23 protein-coding genes are annotated in these 21,322 nt (G+C 66.0%); 12 read left to right on the forward strand and 11 right to left on the reverse strand.

Features of this window, described 5'->3' with window-relative positions; genetic code table 11:
• The first annotated feature begins 1 nt into the window (after position 1).
• From EJ913_RS19770 to EJ913_RS19820, 11 genes are all read left to right on the forward strand, one after another.
• Positions 2-1,522 carry a hypothetical protein gene (locus tag EJ913_RS19770; protein WP_127001059.1) on the forward strand — a complete coding sequence of 507 codons (1,521 nt, stop codon included), beginning with the start codon at positions 2-4 and terminating at the stop codon, positions 1,520-1,522.
• Positions 1,515-2,372: a hypothetical protein gene (locus EJ913_RS19775; protein ID WP_127001061.1), complete on the forward strand. Its 858-nt coding sequence runs from the start codon at positions 1,515-1,517 to the stop codon at positions 2,370-2,372. The genes EJ913_RS19770 and EJ913_RS19775 overlap by 8 nt, the downstream gene beginning before the upstream one ends.
• Positions 2,372-3,532 carry a hypothetical protein gene (locus tag EJ913_RS19780; protein WP_127001063.1) on the forward strand — a complete coding sequence of 387 codons (1,161 nt, stop codon included), beginning with the start codon at positions 2,372-2,374 and terminating at the stop codon, positions 3,530-3,532. Before EJ913_RS19775 ends, EJ913_RS19780 begins: the two co-directional genes overlap by 1 nt.
• Positions 3,532-4,362: a hypothetical protein gene (locus tag EJ913_RS31755; RefSeq protein WP_185909861.1), complete on the forward strand. Its 831-nt coding sequence runs from the start codon at positions 3,532-3,534 to the stop codon at positions 4,360-4,362. The genes EJ913_RS19780 and EJ913_RS31755 overlap by 1 nt, the downstream gene beginning before the upstream one ends.
• Positions 4,363-4,370: 8 nt before the next feature.
• On the forward strand, positions 4,371-5,048 hold the full coding sequence (locus EJ913_RS19790) for a DUF4376 domain-containing protein (RefSeq protein WP_127001065.1): 678 nt from the start codon (positions 4,371-4,373) through the stop codon (positions 5,046-5,048).
• Between the two features lie 78 nt (positions 5,049-5,126).
• A complete protein-coding gene (locus EJ913_RS19795) occupies positions 5,127-5,711 on the forward strand; it encodes a hypothetical protein (RefSeq protein ID WP_127001067.1) in 585 nt (194 codons plus the stop codon).
• A gap of 153 nt (positions 5,712-5,864) precedes the next feature.
• Complete coding sequence (locus tag EJ913_RS33175; protein ID WP_127001069.1) at positions 5,865-6,626, forward strand: lysozyme; 762 nt, start codon at positions 5,865-5,867, stop codon at positions 6,624-6,626.
• Complete coding sequence (locus tag EJ913_RS19805) at positions 6,626-6,868, forward strand: hypothetical protein (RefSeq protein ID WP_127001071.1); 243 nt, start codon at positions 6,626-6,628, stop codon at positions 6,866-6,868. The genes EJ913_RS33175 and EJ913_RS19805 overlap by 1 nt, the downstream gene beginning before the upstream one ends.
• Positions 6,869-7,440: 572 nt before the next feature.
• Positions 7,441-8,127: an Abi-alpha family protein gene (locus tag EJ913_RS19810; RefSeq protein ID WP_127001073.1), complete on the forward strand. Its 687-nt coding sequence runs from the start codon at positions 7,441-7,443 to the stop codon at positions 8,125-8,127.
• Positions 8,128-8,230: 103 nt separating this feature from the next.
• Positions 8,231-8,446, forward strand: coding sequence for a hypothetical protein (locus EJ913_RS19815; protein ID WP_127001075.1), 216 nt, complete (start codon positions 8,231-8,233; stop codon positions 8,444-8,446).
• A gap of 81 nt (positions 8,447-8,527) precedes the next feature.
• The gene (locus EJ913_RS19820; RefSeq protein ID WP_127001077.1) at positions 8,528-9,289 is read left to right on the forward strand and encodes a hypothetical protein; all 762 of its coding nucleotides are present in this window, start codon (positions 8,528-8,530) and stop codon (positions 9,287-9,289) included.
• Between the two features lie 62 nt (positions 9,290-9,351).
• Here the strand turns inward: EJ913_RS19820 and EJ913_RS19825 are convergent, their stop codons facing one another.
• The 11 genes from EJ913_RS19825 to cysQ all read right to left on the reverse strand — a co-directional run bounded on the left by EJ913_RS19825 (position 9,352) and on the right by cysQ (position 20,653).
• The gene (locus EJ913_RS19825; RefSeq protein WP_127001079.1) at positions 9,352-9,648 is read right to left on the reverse strand and encodes a hypothetical protein; all 297 of its coding nucleotides are present in this window, start codon (positions 9,646-9,648) and stop codon (positions 9,352-9,354) included.
• A 277-nt stretch (positions 9,649-9,925) separates the two neighbouring features.
• Positions 9,926-10,603 (reverse strand): DUF2971 domain-containing protein, encoded by a 678-nt coding sequence (locus EJ913_RS19830; protein WP_127001081.1) that lies wholly within the window; start codon positions 10,601-10,603, stop codon positions 9,926-9,928.
• 325 nt (positions 10,604-10,928) lie between these two features.
• Positions 10,929-12,428, reverse strand: a complete 1,500-nt coding sequence (locus EJ913_RS19835) for a phage major capsid protein (RefSeq protein ID WP_127001083.1) — start codon at positions 12,426-12,428, stop codon at positions 10,929-10,931.
• A gap of 4 nt (positions 12,429-12,432) precedes the next feature.
• Positions 12,433-12,924 (reverse strand): hypothetical protein, encoded by a 492-nt coding sequence (locus tag EJ913_RS19840; RefSeq protein WP_127001085.1) that lies wholly within the window; start codon positions 12,922-12,924, stop codon positions 12,433-12,435.
• A 397-nt stretch (positions 12,925-13,321) separates the two neighbouring features.
• Positions 13,322-14,482 carry an LvrA C-terminal domain-related protein gene (locus EJ913_RS19845; protein WP_185909862.1) on the reverse strand — a complete coding sequence of 387 codons (1,161 nt, stop codon included), beginning with the start codon at positions 14,480-14,482 and terminating at the stop codon, positions 13,322-13,324.
• Positions 14,463-14,807: a hypothetical protein gene (locus EJ913_RS19850; RefSeq protein WP_127001089.1), complete on the reverse strand. Its 345-nt coding sequence runs from the start codon at positions 14,805-14,807 to the stop codon at positions 14,463-14,465. Before EJ913_RS19850 ends, EJ913_RS19845 begins: the two co-directional genes overlap by 20 nt.
• Before the next feature lie 703 nt (positions 14,808-15,510).
• Complete coding sequence (locus tag EJ913_RS19855) at positions 15,511-16,896, reverse strand: tyrosine-type recombinase/integrase (protein WP_185909863.1); 1,386 nt, start codon at positions 16,894-16,896, stop codon at positions 15,511-15,513.
• Between the two features lie 643 nt (positions 16,897-17,539).
• Complete coding sequence (rnhA, locus tag EJ913_RS19860) at positions 17,540-18,004, reverse strand: ribonuclease HI (RefSeq protein WP_127001093.1); 465 nt, start codon at positions 18,002-18,004, stop codon at positions 17,540-17,542.
• A 4-nt stretch (positions 18,005-18,008) separates the two neighbouring features.
• Positions 18,009-18,995 (reverse strand): homoserine kinase, encoded by a 987-nt coding sequence (locus tag EJ913_RS19865; protein ID WP_127001095.1) that lies wholly within the window; start codon positions 18,993-18,995, stop codon positions 18,009-18,011.
• A 12-nt stretch (positions 18,996-19,007) separates the two neighbouring features.
• Positions 19,008-19,886, reverse strand: coding sequence for a ferritin-like domain-containing protein (locus EJ913_RS19870; protein WP_127001097.1), 879 nt, complete (start codon positions 19,884-19,886; stop codon positions 19,008-19,010).
• Positions 19,880-20,653 carry a 3'(2'),5'-bisphosphate nucleotidase CysQ gene (gene cysQ, locus EJ913_RS19875; RefSeq protein ID WP_127001099.1) on the reverse strand — a complete coding sequence of 258 codons (774 nt, stop codon included), beginning with the start codon at positions 20,651-20,653 and terminating at the stop codon, positions 19,880-19,882. Before cysQ ends, EJ913_RS19870 begins: the two co-directional genes overlap by 7 nt.
• Positions 20,654-20,744: 91 nt before the next feature.
• On the opposite strand from cysQ, the gene EJ913_RS19880 reads away from it, so the two are divergent.
• A complete protein-coding gene (locus tag EJ913_RS19880) occupies positions 20,745-21,254 on the forward strand; it encodes a GNAT family N-acetyltransferase (protein ID WP_127001101.1) in 510 nt (169 codons plus the stop codon).
• Positions 21,255-21,322: the final 68 nt, after the last annotated feature.

Genomic DNA, 21,322 nt, shown 5'->3' on the forward strand with positions numbered 1-21,322 from the left:
CATGCCCTACCTGCTGCGCGCCTGGCCGTACGACGCCGCCCTCGGCGCCGTGCGGCTTCTCCCGTTCTCCGACACCGGCTTCACCAGCGAGCCGGGGGACAGCCTGCCCAACACCTATTTCGTCCGCCGGATCGAGACGCCGCTGTCCGCCAAGCGATCCCTGTTCGCCGGCACCGCCATCGGCGGCTACAGCGAGACGAGCTTCGGCCGCGCCACGCTGGCCAACGACGACGGCGCCCTCGACGGGCTGGCGGAGCTGGAGTGGGACGGCCGGCGGGTGGAGATCCTGCACACCGCCAAGCAGCGGCCGACGCTGGCCGACTTCGGTGTGCTGTTCAGCGGCGCGGCCGAGCAGCTGGTGCTGGGCGACGAGATCGCCATCGAGCTGCGCGACCTGCTGGTGCTGTTGGACGTGCCGGCCAGCCGGGGCCAGTTCGGCGGGACGGGCGGGATCGACGGCACCAGCGAATTGAAGGGCCGGGAAAAGCCCTGGCTGATCGGCCGGCGCCGGCAGATCGAGCCGGTGCTGATCGACGCCGCCCGCAACGTCTACATGATCGACCCGGCCGGCTTCAGCGCCTTGCTGGCCGCCCGCGACATGGGCGTGGTCTACGGCGGCGGGGTCAACGATTACGCCTCCCACGCCGCGCTGATCGCCGCCACGGTCCCCGCCACCGGCATCGCCACCGCCAAGGCGGCGGGTCTCATCCGCCTTGGGCAGAAACCCGCCGGGCGCTTCACGGTGGACGCCGAGGGCGTGACGGTCGGCGGAAGCTGGATTTACCGCTTCGCCGATCTGGTGCGTCACCTCGTCATCGCGATGACCACGCTGACCGCCGCCGACCTCGACGCGGCGTCCTTTACCGCGTTCAACGCGCTTCAGCCGGCCGTGCTGGGCTACTGGTGCGACGGCGCCAACGTGCCCCAAGTCCGCGCGGCGATCGACGAATTGGCCGAATCGGTCGGCGCCTATTGGGGCTTCGGCGAGAACCGGTTGCTGGGGCTGGGGCGCTACGACGGCCCGGCCGCGTCGGCGGATTTCACGTTCGATGAGCGGCACATCATCGAGCTGACGCCGCGCGCCGTCGAGCGCCGCATGAAGACGCTCAAGCTCGGCTACCGGCCCTTCGCGGCCACCATCACCGATGCCGACCTCGCCCAGGTCAACGTCACGGCGGCCGACCGCGAGGCGCTGCCCAACGAATACCGCTGGACCTCCGTCGGCACCCATGCCGGAGCGGCGGCGGCCTCTCTGCTGGCGCGCGAGGAGGAGGTCAAGACCCTCTTCGACCTGGAAGCCGCTGCGGTCGCCGAGCGGGACCGCCGGCTGGCGCTCTACGGCGCCAAGGTCAAGGCCTTCGAGGTGGTGGTGCCGCTGACGCTGGGGCTGGAGGTCGGCCACACGGTGCGGCTGACCGACGCCCGCTATGGGCTGGCCGCCGGCTGGCGCGGGCTGGTGCTGGAGACCGAGCGCGACGCGCTCGCCGAGGAACACAAGCTGACGGTGATCGGTCATGGCTAAGCCGCTGCACGTCCTGTGGAAGAAGCCGAGCGACACCGGAGCCTATTCCGGCGGCGCGTGGGTGGCCGGCGGTGGGCTGGCGCTGACCAACCTGACGACGCAGGACGTGCAGGAGGTGGCGCGCTCCACCGACACCGCCGAGGCCTCGACGTGGTGGCGGATCGACTTCGGCCGGCTGACCCCCTTGTCGATGTTCGCCCTCCTCAACCACAACGGCAGCACCTTGGCGCGGCGCCGGCACATCGTCACCAACAGCCCGGACAACAGCGGGCCGCCGGTCTACGACACCGGCTTCGAGCGCATGCGGGTGCCCACCGTGGTGTGGGGCGCCGAGGCCTTCGGCGCCTTTCCCTTCGACGGCATCGACGCCGACGCCTACCCCGGCGGCACCGTCGACCTGCACATCGCCCCCGAGCCGGTCTATGGGCGCTACCTCTTCACGCAGATTTCCGACGAGGACAACCCGGCCGGCTACGTCCAGGCCGGGCGCTTCATGGCCGGCGAAGCCTGGGCGCACCGCTACACTTACGGCCTGACCGTCAAGCCGGTCGACCCCAGTGTGGTCAAGCGCACGCGGGGTGGGCTGCGGCTGGTGCGCAAGCTGCCCGGCTACCGGACGGTGACGGTGACCTTCGAGCACATGTTGGCGCGCGACGCCTACGGCACCGGCTTCGAGATCGACCGCCAGCTCGGCAAGAGCGGCGATTTCCTGCTGGTCTGCGCCCCCGACGAGGACCCGTCGCTCCGCTTCCGCCGCACCGTCTACGCCGCGCTGACCGACACGGTCGGCATCACCACGACCTCGCTCGGCCGCTACGGCTGGGCCATCAACGCCGAGGAGCTTGTCTGATGCCGATGTTCGCCGGCCGGAACTGGACACTCGCCGACTTCCAGCCCTTCAAGTATTTCGAGAACTGGACTCCGTTCTGGGGCGATGTCCTGACCGAGCTGGACAGCCGGGCGGAAGGCATCGGCGAGGCCACGGCAGCGGCCATCAGCGCCGCCGAGGCGACGCTGGCCGACCGGCAGACGGTGGCCCAGGATAAGGCGGCGGTCGCCACCGACAAGACGGCGATGCACACCGACCGTCTCGCCGCCGATGCCGACGCAGCGGCCACGGCGGCGGACCGGACGGCGGTGGCGGCCGACAAGACGGCGGTGCATGCCGATCGTCTCGCCGCCGACACCGACGCCCAGGCGACCGCCGCCGATCGGCTGGCCGTCGCCACGGACAAGACGGCGGTGCACGCCGATCGCGTGGCGGCCGACGCCGACGCGGTCGCCACGGCGGCCGACCGGCTGGCGGTGGCGGCGGACAAGGCGACGGTGGTAGGTGACAAACAGGCGGTGCATGACGACCGCGTGGCGGCCGACGCAGCGGCGGCGCAGGCACTGGCCGCCGCCGCCAGCGTCAACCTGCCGGCGATCACGGTCGCCAACGCCGGGCAGGGCCTGGAGGTCAAGCCGAACGGGACCGGCTGGCAGCTTGCCACCTTCCTGAAAGCCCTGGCGGGCACAGCCACTTCGTGGATCCGCACGGTCGCCGGCTCGGCGGCCACACCCGGTCTCCAAGTCGGCGAGGCCGGCACCGGCCTGTACCTCGTCAGCGCCGGGGTGGTCGCGCTGGTGCTCACCGGGGCCGTCGAGGTGTTCCGGACCGCAGCCAACGGTGTCGCGAGCTTCGGCCGTGCCGTCGTGCCCAAGACGGTGGATGCTCCTTGGACCAGCACGATCACGCTTGACCTGACAGCGGGCAACAAGTTCCGGACCACCCTTGGCGGGGCGACTGTCTATGGGAACCCCACGCTGACGGCGGCCATGATCGGGCAAGAATTCACGATCATCCCGACGCAGGGCACCGGTAACCAAACCGTCAGCTTCTCTAGCTTGTTCAAATTTCCCAATGGCGCCGCGCCGACGGCCTCGACCGCCGCCGGCAAGCGGGATCGGGTCATCTGCGAGGTGGTCAGCACGACCGCCATCGACGCCGTCTACATCAAGGGGTTCTGATGATGGATGCCTTCATCCGCCGCCCCTCCGGCCTGCTGTTGCCACCGGAGCCGCGCCTTCACCGCCCGCAGCTCTGCGACCTGTTCGGCGGCACCATGATGATGGGCTCCGCTCCGCTGCGCCTCGTCAAATTCAAGTTATGGGGAGCGGCTGGAGGGACAGCGACTGGCAATCCGGGCGCGCCCGGTGGGGCGGGCGGTTATACCGAGTACACCGATACGTGGGAGGCCGGGACGGCCTTCGGATTGGTTGTGGGGGGTGGAGGCCTTAACTTCGCGGGCGGGGGGTTGGCCGGGGTCTTTTCCAGTACGACGATCAATCAGGGCACGGCCATTGCGATCGCTGGCGGCGGCGGTTCCAGCGGTGATTATTTCAGCCAGACAAAGGGCGGCGCCGGAGGCGGCCTATCGGGAGAGGCGGGCTACGCTTTTAGCTTCGGCTCTGCCGGAGCTGGCGCCACACAAACGGCCGGGGGCGGCGCTCTCAACGGTGGCTCCGGTGTCGGCGCTGGTGGCGGGTCGTCCGGCCCGACCTACGGCGGGGGCGGTTCCGGCAGCAACGGTGGTGGCGGTGGCGGTGGTGGATACTTCGGGGGCTACGGCGGGAACACCGCAGGCGGTGGCGGCGGCAGTGGGTTCGTGCTGTCCGGCGCCAAGGGTTCGACCGTCGCGGGCAGCGGTCCGACGCCTGGGAACTCTGGTGACGCTGACCGAGCCGGGGCTGGGGCCGCCGGGGCCGCGCAAGGAGCCGATGCGCGCATCGTGATCTTCATCGACGGCCTTTACCACACGGCCTTCGGTTATGGCGGCGCAACATTTATCGTTCCATGAGGCATCAGATGCACACATTCCCTTTGGTCGTGGTGACCGGCAACAGGGTCGCTGCCGTCTTCGAGCGTCGAGCCCAATTCATTGGCCCTGGTGATGTCCCACACCCCGCCGAAGCCTGGGATTTCTGGACGCCAGCCGAGTGGGCCGCCCTATGCCCCGGCTGGACGATCCTCCCGCTGGTCGATGAGCAGCCGCCGACCGTCGCCGGAAAGCGCGCGGTGCGCCGGCCGCTGGCCGACTGGACGGTCGGCGCCGACGCAGTGAGCGTCACCTATGAGCCGGTCGACCTGACGCCCGCCGAACTGGCCGCCACCCTCAGCGTGGCCCGCGTCGCCAAGGTGGCCGCCATCAACGCCGAGCGCGACCGCCGCCTCTCCGTCGGCGCCCCCTATGCCGGCAAGCGGATCGAGGTCTCCGACAAGGGACGGGCCGACCTGGGCGGCATGGTGTCGGCCGCGATCCTGGCGACCAGCGGCGCGGCGCTGTGGGGTGAGGGCTACGCGCGCGGCTGGATCGCCATGGATAACGAGCGGGTGCCGCTGCTCACGCCGCTGGACGGCATCGCCTTAGCCGGATCCGTGGGCGACTGGTACGGCCTGACCATGCAGCACGCCCGCGATCTTAAGGACGCGGCCTTGGCCGGCGATCTGACTGCGGTGAACGAACTGGCCGGCTGGCCCGGCTGATCCCCGCGACAACACTCCAACCCCGATCGACCGACAAGGCGCCGCGTGGCGCCTTTGTCGTGTCTGGAGGATCCCCGCATGTTCACCACCCTCTGGCCAGCGCTTGCCAGCTGGCTGGCCGCGTCGTGGCCAGCCGTCGTCCTCTCCGCTCTGGCTCTGGCCGCCGCCTACCGCGAGCGCGGGCAGGGGCACGCTTGGCTTGGCACCACCGGGGCGCGCGTGGTCTTCTGGGCGCTGCCGGTCGGTGCCATGACCTTCGCCTTGGCTGGCCCGCCGAACCTGGACGGGGCGCGGGTGGCGGTGCTGACCGGTGCTCTGGCCTACGCCGGCATGGCGTGGCTGCCGCACGCTGCCGGACAGAACCTGACCGAGACGGCGGCGGCCTACCCGCAGAGCTGGACCGCTCGCATCAGCCTTTCCAACAAGCTGGGCTACCTCGCCGCTGTGGGCATCGCCCGGCTGGCGTTGATCGCCCTGCCGCTGGTCCCCGGCCACCCCGCTGCCCTGTGGCTGCCGCTCGCTGGGCTGGTCCTGCCGCTCGCCTACCTTCTGGGCGCCCGGCTGCCGGCGTTGCCCTGGCGCCTGACCACCGCCACGGAGTGGGGCGAGGCCCTGTCCGGCTTGGGCATCGGCGCCGCGCTCGCCGTCACGCTGACCGCCTGAAGCGGGGCAGGAAGCCACTTCATTTTTCCGCCCTCTTCGGAGGTCGGAAAATGGGACATGACCGCCCGCAACAGACCCCGACCGATCCCCGATTCGTCACCCACGCCGCCCGGCCCGTGCCCAGCGGCCTTTTTGCGCTGAAGGAGACCATGCATGCGCGCCATCCCGCATTCCTGCCCCGAACTGGTGAAGGCCGCCGAGGGCCTGCGCCTCACCGCCTACCCCGATCCCGCCAGCGGCGGCGCGCCCTGGACGATCGGCTACGGCCACACCGGGCCGGAGGTTCGCCCCGGCCTGACCATCACCCCGGCCCGCGCCGAGGAACTGCTGGCCCAGGATCTGACCGAGGCGGCGGCGATCGTCGACCGCGCTGTCAACGCGCCGCTGACCGACGCCCAGTTCGGGGCGCTGGTCTCCTTCGTCTTCAACGTCGGCACCGGGCGGAAGGCCAAGGGCAAGGACACCGGCAAGGACGGGTTCCTCGTCCTGAAGACCGGCAAGCCCTCGACGCTGCTGGTCAAGCTCAACGCCGGGGACCATGCCGGCGCAGCGGCCGAGTTCGGCAAGTGGACGCGCGGCGACGGCAAGGTGATGGCCGGCTTGGTCAAGCGGCGCGCGACCGAGGCGGCGCTGTTCCTGGCCGACACCAACGCCCCGGTCACGCGCGCGGCCGAGCCGGCGCCGGGCATGAAGCCGCTGGCCAAGTCGGTGACCGGGGTCAGCGGCGGCGGCGCGCTGGGGCTGGCCACCGTCGCGGTGGTGATCGACCAAGCGCGCGACGTGTCGGAGTCGGTGCGCGGCCTGCTGGAGGCGCTGCCGTCGGGCGCGCTGGGCTGGGGGGTCGCCGCGCTGCTGGGCGTGGCGGTGGTGGTGATGCTGGTCCGGCGCTGGGACGACCAGCGCAAGGCGGCGTGATGGTCCTCCTCGCCGCGCTGTGGGGCCGGGTCGGTCCCACCCTGATCGCCGCCGGGCTTCTGCTGGCGGCGATCGTCTCCTTCGGTGCCGTCCAGCGCCGGGCCGGGCGGCGGGACGCCGCCGTCAAGTCGACCACGTACTCCCTCTGGAACGCACAGGTGCGCCATGACATCGAGGACGATCTTCGCCGGGCTGGCCCTGGCGCTGCTGACCGGCTGCGTGACGAGTGGAGCCGGGACTGAGGGCGCCTGCGCAGCGTGGCGGCCAGTCTACGTCAGCCGGGCCGATGCGCTGACCGAGGGCACGGCGGAGCAGCTCCTTGCGCACAACCGTACTGGGGCGATCCTATGCGGGTGGAAGCCGGCCCGTTGAAGGCGAGGCCAAACCGTTCCCTGGGAACGGTTTGGCTAACAGGCGTGCGGAGCCATATATAATTTTGATCAAACTGTAGGGCGGCCAATCTAAGCGGAGACCGCCATCATTCCTGCAAATGAAGATGTCAAACTGGCCAGCTAACGTATTGATTTTGCTAAGGTGAGTTTAAGCCCGAAAGTCTGACAAACGCTAAATATTTCAATGCTCTAAGCATCACTTTTAATCATGTGGCCGTGGGTTCGAATCCCACCCGGATCACCAAAAACAGCTTGAATATCAAGCGATTAGACAAAGGCCCCGAGCAATTTGCCGGGGCCTTCGCTTTTGTGTCCGCACCATGTCCGAATTCCGGACAAGGCGTGTCCGCGCCATTGCGATGCATTGGACCGCGGCAGGCGCTATCCTCCGGCCGTCCTTGTGATTTGGATGGGAGTGCGGAATGGACGATCCATCGGGCGGATGGGCAAAAGCGGCGAAGGCGTCCGCCGAGCTTGGCGGAAAGGTGGTGGACGCAGCTCGCGACCTGGGGAGCTTCATTGCCGGGCCGGCGGCTGAGGTGGTGGGGATGGTCCAGGACCAGCTCAAGGTCGCGCGGTTCGAACGTCGGATCCGGCTAATGGATCGCGTCGATGCGCTCATGAAGGAGCGAGGCATGTCCGGGCCAACTCGACAGCTTACCCTAGCGGTTGGGCTGCCGCTTCTCTCTTACGCCGCAGTTGAGGAAGATGACAATCTCCAGGACCGATGGGCGACCTTGTTGACGAACGCTGCGGATGCCGGCAGCGGGACTGAGATGCGGCGTGCGTTTGTGTCCATGCTCGCCGACATGACGGCCCTGGATGTGAAGTGCCTCGTGGCTATCGCAACGGCTCCGAACGCGGGGAACGGCACCATCCTGACGGGTAAGTTGCCTGATTGCGTTGAGATCGACGAGCAGAGCGAAGCGGACGCGGCTATGCCGACAAAGGATGTGGCTGTGTCCCTCGGGAACCTCTATCGGCTGGGGTGCATCACGCTCGGTATGACCTGGGGCGGCTGGATGCATCCGGCGACCGCCGCGATCACACCGCTTGGCCTTGCCTTCGTGCACGCCTGCACCGCCCAGCAGCATGTAGCAACGCCATAGCGGACCACAGCGGTTTCAGCCCTTCGGAACTATCCATATTCGTCACGCTACATATCTCTTGTCTAATCCGTAACGTGACGCTAGATTGTGTTACGTTACGGACATGGAGGCCGCCTTGCAGGCGAAGCCAAAATATTTCGAGACCGCTTTGCCTGGAGCGGAACGGCAACGTCTCTACCGGCAGCGCAAAGCTGATCGGGAACGCCACACGGCGGAGTTGATTGCTGAACTGTTGGCCACCGTGCCGGAAGACGTGGCGGCTCGACTGACCGCCGACGAGCGATACAACGAGATCATCACCGCAGCCTTGCTGCGCTGATTGAGCGCGGCCGATCCGGGAGGGGTAGGAGCCTCCCGGTCCGGCCTAACCACAACCCGAGCTGTAGAGGAGCTACGGACCATGGCTGGTTCCGAGAATACCACGACTTTGCCCGGCTGCATCAACGGACTGCCCAAGCGCGGCACCGGGCCGGGCATCCACCCCGACGCCGAGTTGCTGTTCGCCTGGGACGCCTTCACCGATGCTGTGACGGCCTACCAGTGCGCCCTGGATGGCGAAGAGGGGCTGTACGAGGAGATTACCTTCAATCTCGGTCTTCGCATCGAGGCGTTCCGCCCGAAGACCATGGACGGGATGGCGCGCCAGCTCCGTTACCTGCTGACCAAATACATCGACTGCGAAGACGCTTGGGAAGTCATCGTCTTTGGGGGCAACATGACGTCGGGCCTGAAGGAGATCCTGGACAACGTTCATCATGTCGGGATGCTGTGGCGCATGCTCGAATCGATTGATGGGCCTGCGGAGCGCATCGCCCGCGCGGCGACAGGGCGAAACGGCGGATCGACCCTCATCCCGGCGCTGGGCATGACCTTCGCCGATGCCAGCGCCAAGGTGCTCGCCTTGCTGGGCGATCACCAAGCCGCCGCCGAAGCCAGAACCGACGATCCGCCCGATCATCTGGTGGTGGAGGCGTGCGAGATCCGGCGCGCGGTGTTCACCGCGCCGCCCCGGACCCCGGCCGATGCGCTGGCCGTGTTGAACCTGCTGGCGGACGACGGCGCCGGCCTGACCGATGGCCGCTGGGTGGAGGGGCAGGAAACCGCCGTGACCCTGCTGCGCGACTTCATGGCGCGGCAGGTCGCCCCCGACCAGCGGGTGTAGCGGCTGCGTTCGGTCGATGCCGTGGAATGGCTGACAGGCCGAAAGCCCGCGGCATCGACTGTCTATTTGCCCCGCCGACGATGTGCTGTCCAGGCGTCACGCCGCCGCTTTCGATCCTCTTCCTCCACGTCTCTCTCGTGGGCTTCGATCGAGTAGCCGGATAACATATCTACCGCTTCGTCGAGGCGGCGGCGATCCCACAGCTTGCTACGGCCATAGGTGATGGGATCGGGCCATGTCCCCTCCTCCATACCCAGGTTGAAGCTATTGACGGTTAGGCCCAGGTAGGAGGCCGCCTGCAGACGTGTCAGAAGACGCGGCCAGTTTGGCAGACCGGCTAGATCGGGATTGCGTGCCACGGGTCCTTCCTCAGTGCCAGGAGCACCTTGGCCAGTTGAGCTTCTCGACGTGCTGGTGTCGGTGTCCGGCGTGGACTCTGCCGTGCTGGAGGACCGCTACTTCCTGCATCCGGCGGAGAAGCTGTGGCCCGCTGCAGTCGTTGGTGACACGCTGACAAGTGGCCTTGGTGGTATCGGCGTAGGGGAGTAACAGCAGTCCGACCCTACGTATTTAAGACGTAGGGCCATTTTTTGGAAGCTTAAATGCCGCCACTTTTTAGCAACGGGTACTTTATTCTCAGCGTCGCCTTCTCACATTCTTCTGCGGCGGAAGTAGCGGATCTCTGTCTAACCCGCTCGGCGGCTCAACGTAATCCGCGTCAATCCCTTCGTCGCCGATCCCTACTTTGCAAAATTCAATACCCAGAGAGCAACACGTAATGTTCATAACCTTAAAAAGAGCGTCAGGCATCCGTGGTCCTGCGATAACTTTGGTTACAGGATTTTCCAAATAATACCATTCGCTATCAGATAATATGCGTATTTCTCTCTCGTATTCCCATTCCTTGTACTTTGAGAATAGGATCGTTCTCGCGGCATCATCTTCGCGCTTGACGTCTGCCAAATCGAGATAGGCATAGACACCTCGGTACTCAACAGGCCTGATACTCCTAGACCCTTCAGGAAGATTCATTTCGATTGCAACACCATCGAAACCACCAGCATAGTGTGACCAAAGCAAATGACAGTCATATGTGCCGCTTAGAGAGCATACTTTGTATTTATTCTTTGATTCAACGACACCCTTTACTATCCTCTGCGCTTCGGTTTCTTGATCATGAGAATAACTGTAAGCAAACATTCCTTCCATCGGATCGTTTAGATTTTTCCAGTCTGCACAGTAAAGTCGCCGGTTAATGATGATGTCGAATGCAAATGCAATCTGGGCCGCAGCCCTAAATTTGTAAGCCTTCAATTCTCGGCCTCCTTTTTCTTGATACGGCGTTTCATCCTATCAAAAAAGGCGGCGTAAGTTCAAAAAATTCTAGTTATCGGTAGAGATATACAAAGCCTGCAATTCATGAGCGCAGCGAGTCGGCCTCTGCCGACGAGTAAACTCCACCCTTCCAATAGAAAAGCCCCCGGCCTTCACCGGGGGCTTTGTGCACCTGCCGCGCCGCCGCTGTGGGCCGCAGACTGTCGGGGTTGTTGCGATCACTCTCCGACTTGACCGGCGCCGGTAGGAAGCCGACGCATCGCTGGGCGCTCCATCATCACAAGCTCCCCGCGTTCCTGGGCTATCAGGGCGCCGGGATGATGCCCGGCACCGTGCAGAACTTGTCCGGCCGGGCGACGGCGATGTCGGCGCGCAGGAAGGCACGGATCCAGATCTGCATCTTGCTGAAGGCGTCGCCGGCCGCGTTCGTCATCTCGATCACGAGGTTTTCGCGGACCGCCACCAGGAGGTTGGGGAACTCGCCCACCACGGCAACGCTGGCATTCGTCGATGTGCCACGGGTGAGGTTGTTCGGAACCTGCTTGGTCGGCAGCTTTGCCAGCGCCTTGAAGCTCTCCGGCGCCATGAGCGGCTGACCGGTGCTGTCCTTCATGCGGTCCAGCGTGCCGGCGGTGCGCGGAGAGAAGATCACCGCGTTCGCCTGCCCGTTGGCCTCGGCCACCTTCTCGACGGCGATGGAGAAGGGATCGTAGCTGGCCAGCACGTCGCCGTTGGCGGACGCGGTGACGGTCTGGATGCCGGTCGTGTTCACCAACCCCTTGGGCTCTTCACCCACGCCCGTGCCGAACAGCGCCACCCGGTCGAGTTCCAGCGCCAGCCCGGCGGCAAGCGCGTTGCGCACCACCGATTCGACGTTGGCGGAATCCATGAACAGTTCCCGGCTGAGCTTGACCAGCACCGCCAGGGTGCGGGCCTTCATGTCCACGGGCTCGAACGTCATGGCGCCTTCCGCCATGGCGGCGTTCTCGGCCTTCCAGCCGGGGGCCGGGTCGGTCAGAACCCGAGCGATGCGCATGGTCTGGCTGGTCATCGGGATCGTCAGCGCGCCGGCCTGCAACACACGGGCCTGATTGCGGGCGGCGTCGATCACGTCGGCGGAAAGGATGGTCGGGACCGTGTAGCCGCCATCGGCCAGCACACCCTCGCTCATCGCGCGGCGCTCCAGCTCGGCGCCGGCCCAATCGCCCGTGACCATGCCCCGGAAGTAGCGTCCAAGGTTCAGTTCGCCGCGCTGGTCGGTTCGGTGGTTGGGCAGGAAGGCAGAGCGCACCGACTGGCGCAGGGTCAGAGCGCGCACGCTGTCGCCGTCGTTGCCGATGATCCGGCTTGCGGGTTCGGCGCGCTGTTCGTCCGCCGACACAGCGCCGCCGCTTCCCACCGGGTGCTGCTGGGCGCGCTGTTCGATGGGGTCGCCCTGCGGCGCCTGGGCTGCGGCTGCGGCGCGGCGCGTGTCCTCCACCACCTGGGCACGGCGAATGTCCTCATCGAGCGTCTTCACGTCCGCCTCCAGCTTGTCGAACTGGCTGCGCGTCTGGTCGGACAACTCGCCCTTGGTCAGCCGCTCCATCTGGTCGATCAGGCCAGCCCGCTTCAGACGCAACTCGTTCAGGGTGAAGCCGCCCAGCGCGAACGGCAGAAGGTCGAGCAGAGCGCGCGTGTCGATCGGCGTTCCCTGCATGGTGGCGGCCAGCGCGGCGGCCGGGGTGAAGACGTGTAGGGCGATGGCGCCGGCCAGCGTTACGAACAGGGCCGCCAGCACCGACGAAGAGAGCCGTGCTTTCATGTGGTCACTCCTGATAGGCGGCGGTTGCCCCGCCGGTTTTAAGCGTGATGGCAAGTTGGTGGATCAAGGCGCCGTCGAAGGTCAGGTCTTCCCAGACACCCGGCTTACCGGTCGGGACGCAGGGGTTCCGATAGACATGCTCCGTCCCCTGGATGCCAATCCGAGCTTCTGGCCAAGAACGGCACACACGAACGCAGTCCACGCGGCCAGCAAGGCCAGGGTCGGACAGCACGGCGGTCAAGCCTTCGTGAAAAGTCGCGGCGCCCAGGCCATCGAGGATGGCGACGGAGGCAAGACCCCAGTAGTCGAGCACGCGAGCGCCCGCATCCACGGCCTTCGAGGCGGCGGCCATGGCGATCAGGATCGTCGCGGCGTGGTCTGGACCAATGTCCGGCGCATGCAGACCGCGACCGCCTTTGGGAAGCATGGCGCGTTCTCGAAGCTGGCGTGTGCGAACATCCAGGTCCGATGCGGGCCAGCCGGCCAAGGTCGTCATCAAGCTTTCGAACTGCCGCGCTCGCATCGAGCCACCTCATTTGTAGAATATACGAATGAATGCACGATAGCCTCATTCGGAGAAACTGCAATAGAGAAGTTGCGGTAGTGCGCAGGCTGGGGAAAGTGCGCACCCGGTGCGCACTGCGCACTTGCTGGACGGTTAGCAGGGGTTAACAAGAGCCCAGCGGCCAGCCCTTTGAATTTGAGCGAAAAAGTGCCGCTTTGGCCCTGCAAAACTCAGCATTTGTTAGCAGCCTAGCTGCGCGGCGCGGGAGCAAAGTGCGCACCTCAAATCGCTGGAGGGGAAAAAATCTGCGCGTGAGAGGGGCTGCGGTCCCGGCCGAGGACGATCCCCAGACTTTCGACCACCCCTCCCTTTGATCGACGATAGGCCATCAGGCGCCTCGCTCGCGGTTCCGGCGCAACCCCTCGCAAGCGCTGATACTCGTCGGCGCCAAGTCCGTCACACGGCAGATGGCGCCGCCGCCATGGTCCCACGCAACGCGAACCCGCCCGGCACCCTCGATGCGCGTCACCTTGCCCGCCCAATTCCGTTTCGTCCGAGCCTCCTCCACACGATCGCGGACAATGAACGGCTCGTCAGGCGTGCGCGTGATCGCAGGCGCCGCAACAGCCTGGGGCGCTAGCCCCCGGCCGGATGCTGGCTGTGTGGCCTTGCGGGTCGTCTTCGCCACCTTCCGCTTTGCCTTCTCGGGACGGGCTGCCGCTTTGACCTTGGGCGCCGTGCTGGCCTTGGTGGCAGATTTCGGCGTGGGTGGTTCCTTGGGCTTCGGGGCTTCTGGCTTTTCCAGCCAGCGCTCCTCATCCAGCCAGTTGCAAGGAAGCTTGATCCACTGCGTGTCGGGAAGGTGCGCTTTGGCCTTGGTGTACTGGGTCATTGCGGCAATGAGGATATCCGCCGATACACCGTCTTGGGCCAGAGCCTTTGCATAAGCGGTCTTTGCTTTTGCTCGGCCCTCTTGCTTGCGGCACACCGCCCAGAATTCATCGAAGCGATCTGGCTCGCCAGCAGGCGCCCCGATCTCCCGCTCGTTGCGGTCGGCCGGAGCACCAGCGGAGGCCGCCGCATAAGGCGGGGATCCCTCTTCTTCTCCCTCTGGGAACCCTCCGGGAGAAGAACCGGGATGGTGTAGCATGGGTGCTACTGGTCCGTTGCACCCATGCGACTGGTCCGCCGCATTTATGCAACCGGTCGCATCCAAGCTACCGGTTGCGTGGGTGCTACTGGTCGGGGCGGTGTAGTGGAGGTTGGGCCGGTAGACATTGGCCGTGCGCTCCCCGCCACGATCTGCACCGCCACGGAGCGTCACGGGCAGGATGCCGAGCTTCTCAAGCTGGGCCAAGGCTCGGATAACTGTCCCACGATGTACGCCGCTCCGCTCGGCCAAGCGCGCGTGCCCGATCCGTGCGAGACCCGTCTTGTTGTCGATGCAGGCCACGACATGGAGGAGCACTTTCACCTCGGTCCCGGTCAGCGTGCCGCCGGTCCCCGCTGCCAGGAGGAAATCCAGCTTGTCACTCGACAGGATGGCCACGGGCGTCCTCCTCCCACAGCCGATAGCCAAGCGCCGAGAAAGCCGCGCGCCGCTTCAGCAGCTTCCGCCGGTCCACCTTGCGCTCGCACGCGAAGACGAGGGGCACCTTCAGCCTGATGTAGGCCGTCAGGTGCGGATCATTCAGCGCGACCAGGGCGCACCCGCCGTCCACCATGAACGTGGCGGACAGGCACGGCGCGGCCATGGCTTCCGCCGGAGGCTGGTCGCCGGGGATGGCCCAGACCAAATAGGGTCGGCCGGCGCTGACGAAGGTCGCGATGCGCGCCGCCAGGATGGGCGCGGCACGTGGATTCGTGGTCATCATCGAACCCCGGTCCGACGGGCTTTCGGGTTCCGCTGGGTTTCCTTTTCGGCAATCCAGCGCTTGACGGAGGGGACGCTGAAGTAAATACGTCCACCAATCCGAACAAATGGTAAGCCATTCGGCTCATTCACCCGACGTGCAATTGTGCGCGTAGAGCATTTAAGCTCAAGAGCGAGCGCTTCAATGCTGACATAATCATGGAGGATACCCCCGGTGGCTTCCATTTTGTTTGTCTCCAGTCGATATGTATCTTCTGGCAGACACTTTCAGCCAAGTAAGAAATTGGTGCAACGAGGCACTTTATTCAGTGAATAAGAAAACCAATGCCAAAATTCAGTGATTAAATGGAACGCTTACCCTGTATTTCGGGCAGGCCGGATTGCAGCAGGCAAAATACGATAATAGGCTCGACGGACTTGCGCGGCAGTTCTTCTTCTTTCCGCTGCAGTCTCACTTGATTCCCTCGCGACATCGGCGAAAACTTGGCGCGTGCTTCCCTCTGACAGCATGATCCGAAGCGCCGCAGCCTCTGCCTCCTTCGCGCGGCGTGCTTTCTCCGGCTCTGGTAGCGGCGGGCGCCCCCGTCCGCGTCCAATAAGCCCGTGCGCTTCCATGGCCTCGATAGCCCCGCGAAAGCGCGCATCGCCGGTCTCGTCAAGCAGACGCTGGAGTTCCGCCCGAACCTGCCCCTTGCTGATCCGGCTCATAACGCACCCCGCTTCAAAGGAACCACGTTGGTGCCGGATCCGACCGATGCGCTGCTCACCAGGGCGCCCACACGCTCGGCCGCAGCCCGCAACGGATCATCGAACAGATGGGCATACCGCTGGGTGGTGGACGCCTGGGTGTGGCCGAGCAACGCGCCGATCAGCGGTAGCGACGCGCCCGAACTGACGAGGATGGACGCGAAGGTGTGGCGTAGGTCATGCACTCGGACGTCGGTCAGCCCCGGCGGCAGCTTCACCTTTTGTACCGCGGCCAGCTTGACCACCTCCGCGTAGCTCGGCATCCGCGGCGCGGCGTCGGCCCCCGCCGCCCGCTCGGCTGCCGCGACCAGTTCGGCCACCAGCCGGCCAGGCGCCGTGTCTGGCGCCGCCGCCCACATGGCGACGGTCGCGCGCTGTGTCACAGACGCCCAGCTCTTCTTGATCTCCGATTGGGGGCCTTCACCTGTTGGGCTGGGGAACAGGAATTCGCTGGGGGCCTTTTTGTCCTCTGCGGCTTTCCTTTCGGCCTCGCCCAGCATCGCGGACAGCAACGCCAGAGACGGAGCGGACAACGGGGCGCGATGCTCCTTCCGCTGCTTGGTGTGTGCCGACGGCTTCACCCACACTCCGGCCTTGAGGTCGAACATGCTCCAGGTCGCGGCCAGAACCTCGGTGCGACGAGCACCGGTCAGCATGAGGAGGCGGATAGCGTTTGCACTGGCTGGCTCCGGATGGGAAGCCAATGCATCAAGAAGAAACGCGATCTCTTCCGTCGAGAGATACCGGGCGCGCTTGTTCTCGTTGTTCCGTTCGATGCCTTGTGCAGGGTTATCGGTCCTGACTTCCAACTTAATCGACCAACTAAAAAGCTTTGAAAGCACGGCGACAACGCGATTGGCCTGAATTGGTGTACGCTTGCTTACCTCTCTGTGGATAGCATCAATATCGGCGTGCTTTATTTCTTCTACTTTCCTGTTGCCGATTTTCGGAATGACGATATTATCAAATATCAAAGTGTATTGCTGAACGGTGCCTGGGCGCTTTCTCGGCAGATAGTCTTCTTTGAATTGTTGAACCAACTCGGCGACGGTTGGTGCGGCGCGGTGGGCCTCGCGCTCAGCCAGCGGATCCTCGCCACGGTCGATCCGCTGCTTAAGGGACTTCGCCTCATCCCGCGCGGCGGCAACGGACCAATCGGGGAAGGAGCCTATGGTGATTCGACGCTCCCGGCCGGCTGTCCGGTAGTTCAGGACGAACGCTTTAGCGCCCGCCGCCGTCACCCGAACACCAAAACCTTTCACTTCCGAATCGTAGGCTACGCGGTTGCCGCTGGCCGGGGAGGGAAGGGCCTTCACTGTTCGATCGCTGAGCTTGTCCGCCATATCAAAGGGTCCTTGCCCGTTCTTCCGTGTCCGCATTGTGTCCGTACATGACGCGGCTTTAGTTGACGGAGTGTGGCACCCGTTGTCATTTTCGGTCAACAGAATATCAAGGGATAGCAACGCTTATATCCCGCCTTCGGCTGCGGACACAGAGTTTTCAAGGCGTTGAGTGGTGCTGTCGGAAAGGACTTTTAATCATGTGGCCGTGGGTTCGAATCCCACCCGGATCATCAAAAACAGCTTGAATATCAATCTCATGTGTAGAGGCCCCGAGCGATCTGCCGGGGCCTTTGCTTTTTGCCCATATCGCAATGCGCACAACATCTTAGGGTTGCTTATTGTATTTAAATTGCACTCCCTATGTGGAGAAGAGGTCATGGTCCCGGACCTTCCCAGCACCCCGGAGATGGGGCACCGGAAGGGCTGCTTACTTGTAGTGGTGGACCGTAAGAAGGCGTGCCAAGGAGCAGTTCTGGCGGTTATGAACGCGCTGACTGCGGCTCCGGACAGATGAGAGACGGTAGTTGGAAGATTACCGGCGCCCATGTTTTCGGCGATGACGTTCAAGGGGTGGTGGCGCCGCCGAGGGCTGTGAACTGGAATTCCATCGGCAACTATCGCGTCACGCCAGGGATGGCCGGGTTTATCCCCGTGCTCGTACGTCCGCCACGCCGCGCCGGGCCAGTTCGTCGGCGCGTTCGTTTTCCGGGTGGCCAGCGTGGCCGCGTACCCAATGGAACTCGATTCGATGCTGCTTCTGCGCGGCGTCGAGGCGCTGCCACAAATCGACGTTCTTCACCGGCTTGCGGTCGGCCGTGATCCAGTTCTTGGCCTTCCAACCATGGATCCACTTGGTGATGCCGTTCTTAACATATTCGCTGTCGGTGTAGAGTCGCACCGTCACCGGACGCTTCAACGCCTCCAGCGCCTGGATCGCCGCCATCAGCTCCATGCGGTTGTTGGTCGTCGTCGGCTCGCCGCCGTACAGTTCCTTCTCCACCGCGCCGAAGCGCAGGATGGCGCCCCAGCCGCCGGGGCCGGGGTTGCCGCTGCACGCGCCGTCGGTGAAGATGTCCACCGCCTTGGTGGAGTCCTGATCGTCGCTCATCAGATCACGCTCCGGCCGGCTGGTCGTCGTCGTCGAGGAAATAGTCGCCCAGGCCCCGCACCGTCTGGTGGAAGCGCAGCTTGCGCAGATATTCCACAGGATCCTTGGGGCGCACGAAGGCGCCCGGCGGGTGGTTCAGCCAGTCGTAGAGGCGGGTCAGCAGAAAGCGCACCGCGCTGCCCCGGCATAGCCAGGGCAGGGCGTCCAGCTCGGCCCGCGACAGGGGGCGGACCTTGCGGTAGCTGCTCAGCAGCAGCCGGGCCTTGGTGGCGTTGAACGACCCGTCGATCTCGAAGCACCAGGCGTTGATGCAGATGGCGATGTCGTAGGCCAGGAAATCGTTGCAGGCAAAGTAGAAGTCGATCAGCCCGGTGAGGCTCTCGCCCCGGAAGAAGACGTTGTCGGGGAACAGGTCGGCGTGGATGACGCCCGACGGCAGTCCGACCGGCCAGTTGGCCGCCAGCGCCGCCAGTTCCGTCTCCAAAGTCTCGCGCAAGCCCACCGCGACCTCGTCGGCGCGGTCGGCGGATTTGGCGAACAGATCCTGCCAGCCGGCGAGCGCCAGCGCGTTGGGGCGCTCCATCGTGAAGTCGCCGACCGCCAGATGCAGGCGGGCCAGCGCCGCGCCCAGCTCCGCGCAGTGCTGCGGGTGGATGCGGCGCGGCCACAGGCCGGACAGGAAGGTCACGATGACCGCCGGCCGTCCGCACAGCTCGCGCAGGGCCACCCCGTCGCGCGCGGCGACGGGCAGCGGGCAGGCGACCCCCTTGTCGGACAGATGCTCCATCAGCCCCAGGAAGAAGGGGATGTCCTCCCGCCGGGTGCGTTTCTCGTAGAGCGTCAGGATGTAGGGGCCGCGCTCGGTCACCAAGAGGAAGTTGGAATTCTCCACCCCCTCGGCGATGCCCTTGCACGACAGCACCGCGCCCAGATCGTACTGGGCGGCGAAGGCGCTGAGATCCTCGTCGGTAACTTCGGTGTATACGGCCATGGTGTCTGCGCCTTAACGGGTTTCTTGCGGCCGGTCAACGGGGGCGTGTAGGGCGGGCGCGTGCAAGGTGGGCGCGCGTCGGGCGGGGGCCTCCTCCGGCGTGATGGGCTCGTAGAATTCCGGGCCGAAGCCGGCGCGCTCGCGGCTCACCGTGTTGAAGGGGCGCTTCAGCCCGCCACGGAAATGGCGGCCGACCAGCTCCTGCCACAGGGCGACCGGCTCGGCCCCGCGCTGGGCGCAGAGATGGACGAACCAGCGCCGGCCAGCGGCGACGTGGTCGATCTCCTCGTCGTGGATGGTCTGGAGCAGGTCGGCGCTTTCCCCATCGCCGAAGTCGCGCAGGCGGCGCACCGTGTCGGGGGTGACGTCCAGCCCGCGAGCCTCCAGCACCATCGGCACCACCGCCAGCCGGGCGGCGAGGTCATGCGCGGTCTCCGTCGCCGCCTGCCACAGCCCGTCATGGGCCGGGAGATCGCCGTAGGAGGCGCCGAGCGCGTTCAGCCGCTCCTCCAGCATCACGAAATGCCGGGCCTCGTCGTCGGCCACCTGGACCCAGTCGTCGGTGAAGCCCTTCGGCAAACCAGCCCCGGCGAAGCGGCTGACGAGATCCCAGGCGAGGTCGATGGCGTTCAGCTCGATGTGGGCCAGCGCGTGCAGCAGGGCGATGCGGTTCTGCGCGCTGCCGCCGCGCCCGCGCTTGGGCATGTCGCGGGGAAGCTTCAGTTCCGGCCGTTCGGGCCGGGCCGGACGGTCGGGCGGGGCGACGGTCACGGCGGGGGACAGCCGGCCGTCGCGCCACGCGGCGGCGTGTTCGCGGGTCAGCCGCACCTTGTCCAGCGGCGCTGCGGCGGTCAGCACCGCGACGGCCGCCTCGCCGAGATTGCTCACCATCCGTAGGCGACGAAGTTCGGGTTGAGGATGTCGGGCTTGCCGTAGAGCAGGGGGCTGCCGTCCGGCTGCTCCACCCGGCCGCCGGCGCCGACCAGCACGGCGTGGCCGGCGGCGGTGTCCCATTCGCTGGTCGGGCCGAAGCGCGGGTAGAGATCCGCCTTGCCGCGCGCCACCGTGCAGAACTTCAGCGAGCTGCCGCAGGTCAGACGGTCCTTGACGACGTACTGGGCCAGGAAGGCGTCGATCTCGGCGCCGGTGCCATGCGAGCGGCTGGCGACGACGGTCAGTCCGTCGGGCGGCGGCTTGCGTACGGTGATGGCGTGGTCGTGACGGCCCTCCGCCCAATGCACCGCCGTGCCCGGCCCGGCGGCGGCGTAGAGGTCGCCGGTCGCCGGGGCGTAGACCACGCCCAGAACCGGGACGCCGTTGTCGATCAGCGCGATGTTGACCGTGAACTCGCCGTTGCGGGAGATGAACTCCTTGGTGCCGTCGAGCGGATCGACCAGCCAGAACCGCCCGCCGGAGATGTCGGGGCGGTGCCCGGCCGCCGTCGCCTCCTCCGCCACGATGGGGATGCCGGGGGTCAGGTGGTGGAGGGCCGGCAGGATCACCGCCTCGGCCGCGTGGTCGGCCTGGGTCACCGGGCTGCCGTCGACCTTGGTGGCAACGTCGATGCCGTCGTTGTAGAAGCGCAGGATAACCTGACCGGCCTCGTGGGCGATGGTGCGGACCGTGGGCAGCAGGCTCGCCACAGCGATGTCGGGCATGGTGGTGTCTCCTTGTGCGTGGGGAGTCACCATAGCGCGCCGAACCGGCCGGCCGGAAGATATTGAACAAGGCAGGAGGCGGAGAAGGCGAATGAGCGCGAACTGGAGAGCGATGACGGAGGCCGATCTCGACGCGGTGCTGGCGGTTGCCGACGTGGTGCATCCCGATTACCCGGAAGACCGCGCGGTTTTCGCGGAGCGGCTGGCGCTGTTTCCCGAAGGCTGCCGGCTTGCCGAGCGGGACGGGCGGGTCCTGGGCTACGGCGTGATGCATCCGGGCCTGCTCGGCGTGCCGCCACCGCTGGACGCGCCGCTGGGGGCGCTGCCGGCTGTGGCGGATTGTCTCTACCTGCACGACATCGCGCTGCTGCCGGACACACGGGGGCTGGGACTCGGCGCAAAGGCGCTGGGCTATGCGCATGGGCTGGCGGCGGAGAAGGGGTATGGAGCGCTGGCGCTGACCTCGACGCCGGGCGCGCTCGGCTATTGGACGCGGTCGGGATTCGCGCCCTATGCGGAGATCGGCCCGGCCCTGGCGGCGAAGCTGGCGAGCTACGGCGCCGGCATGAGCTACATGACGGCGGCGGTCGTGCGGGGGTAGGGAGGAGACGACCGCCCCGTTTGCCCCCTCCCTAACCCTCCCCCGCGTCGCGGGAGAGGGAATTCCGC

It is taken from the genome of Azospirillum doebereinerae (assembly GCF_003989665.1).
GTDB classification, from domain to species: domain Bacteria; phylum Pseudomonadota; class Alphaproteobacteria; order Azospirillales; family Azospirillaceae; genus Azospirillum; species Azospirillum doebereinerae.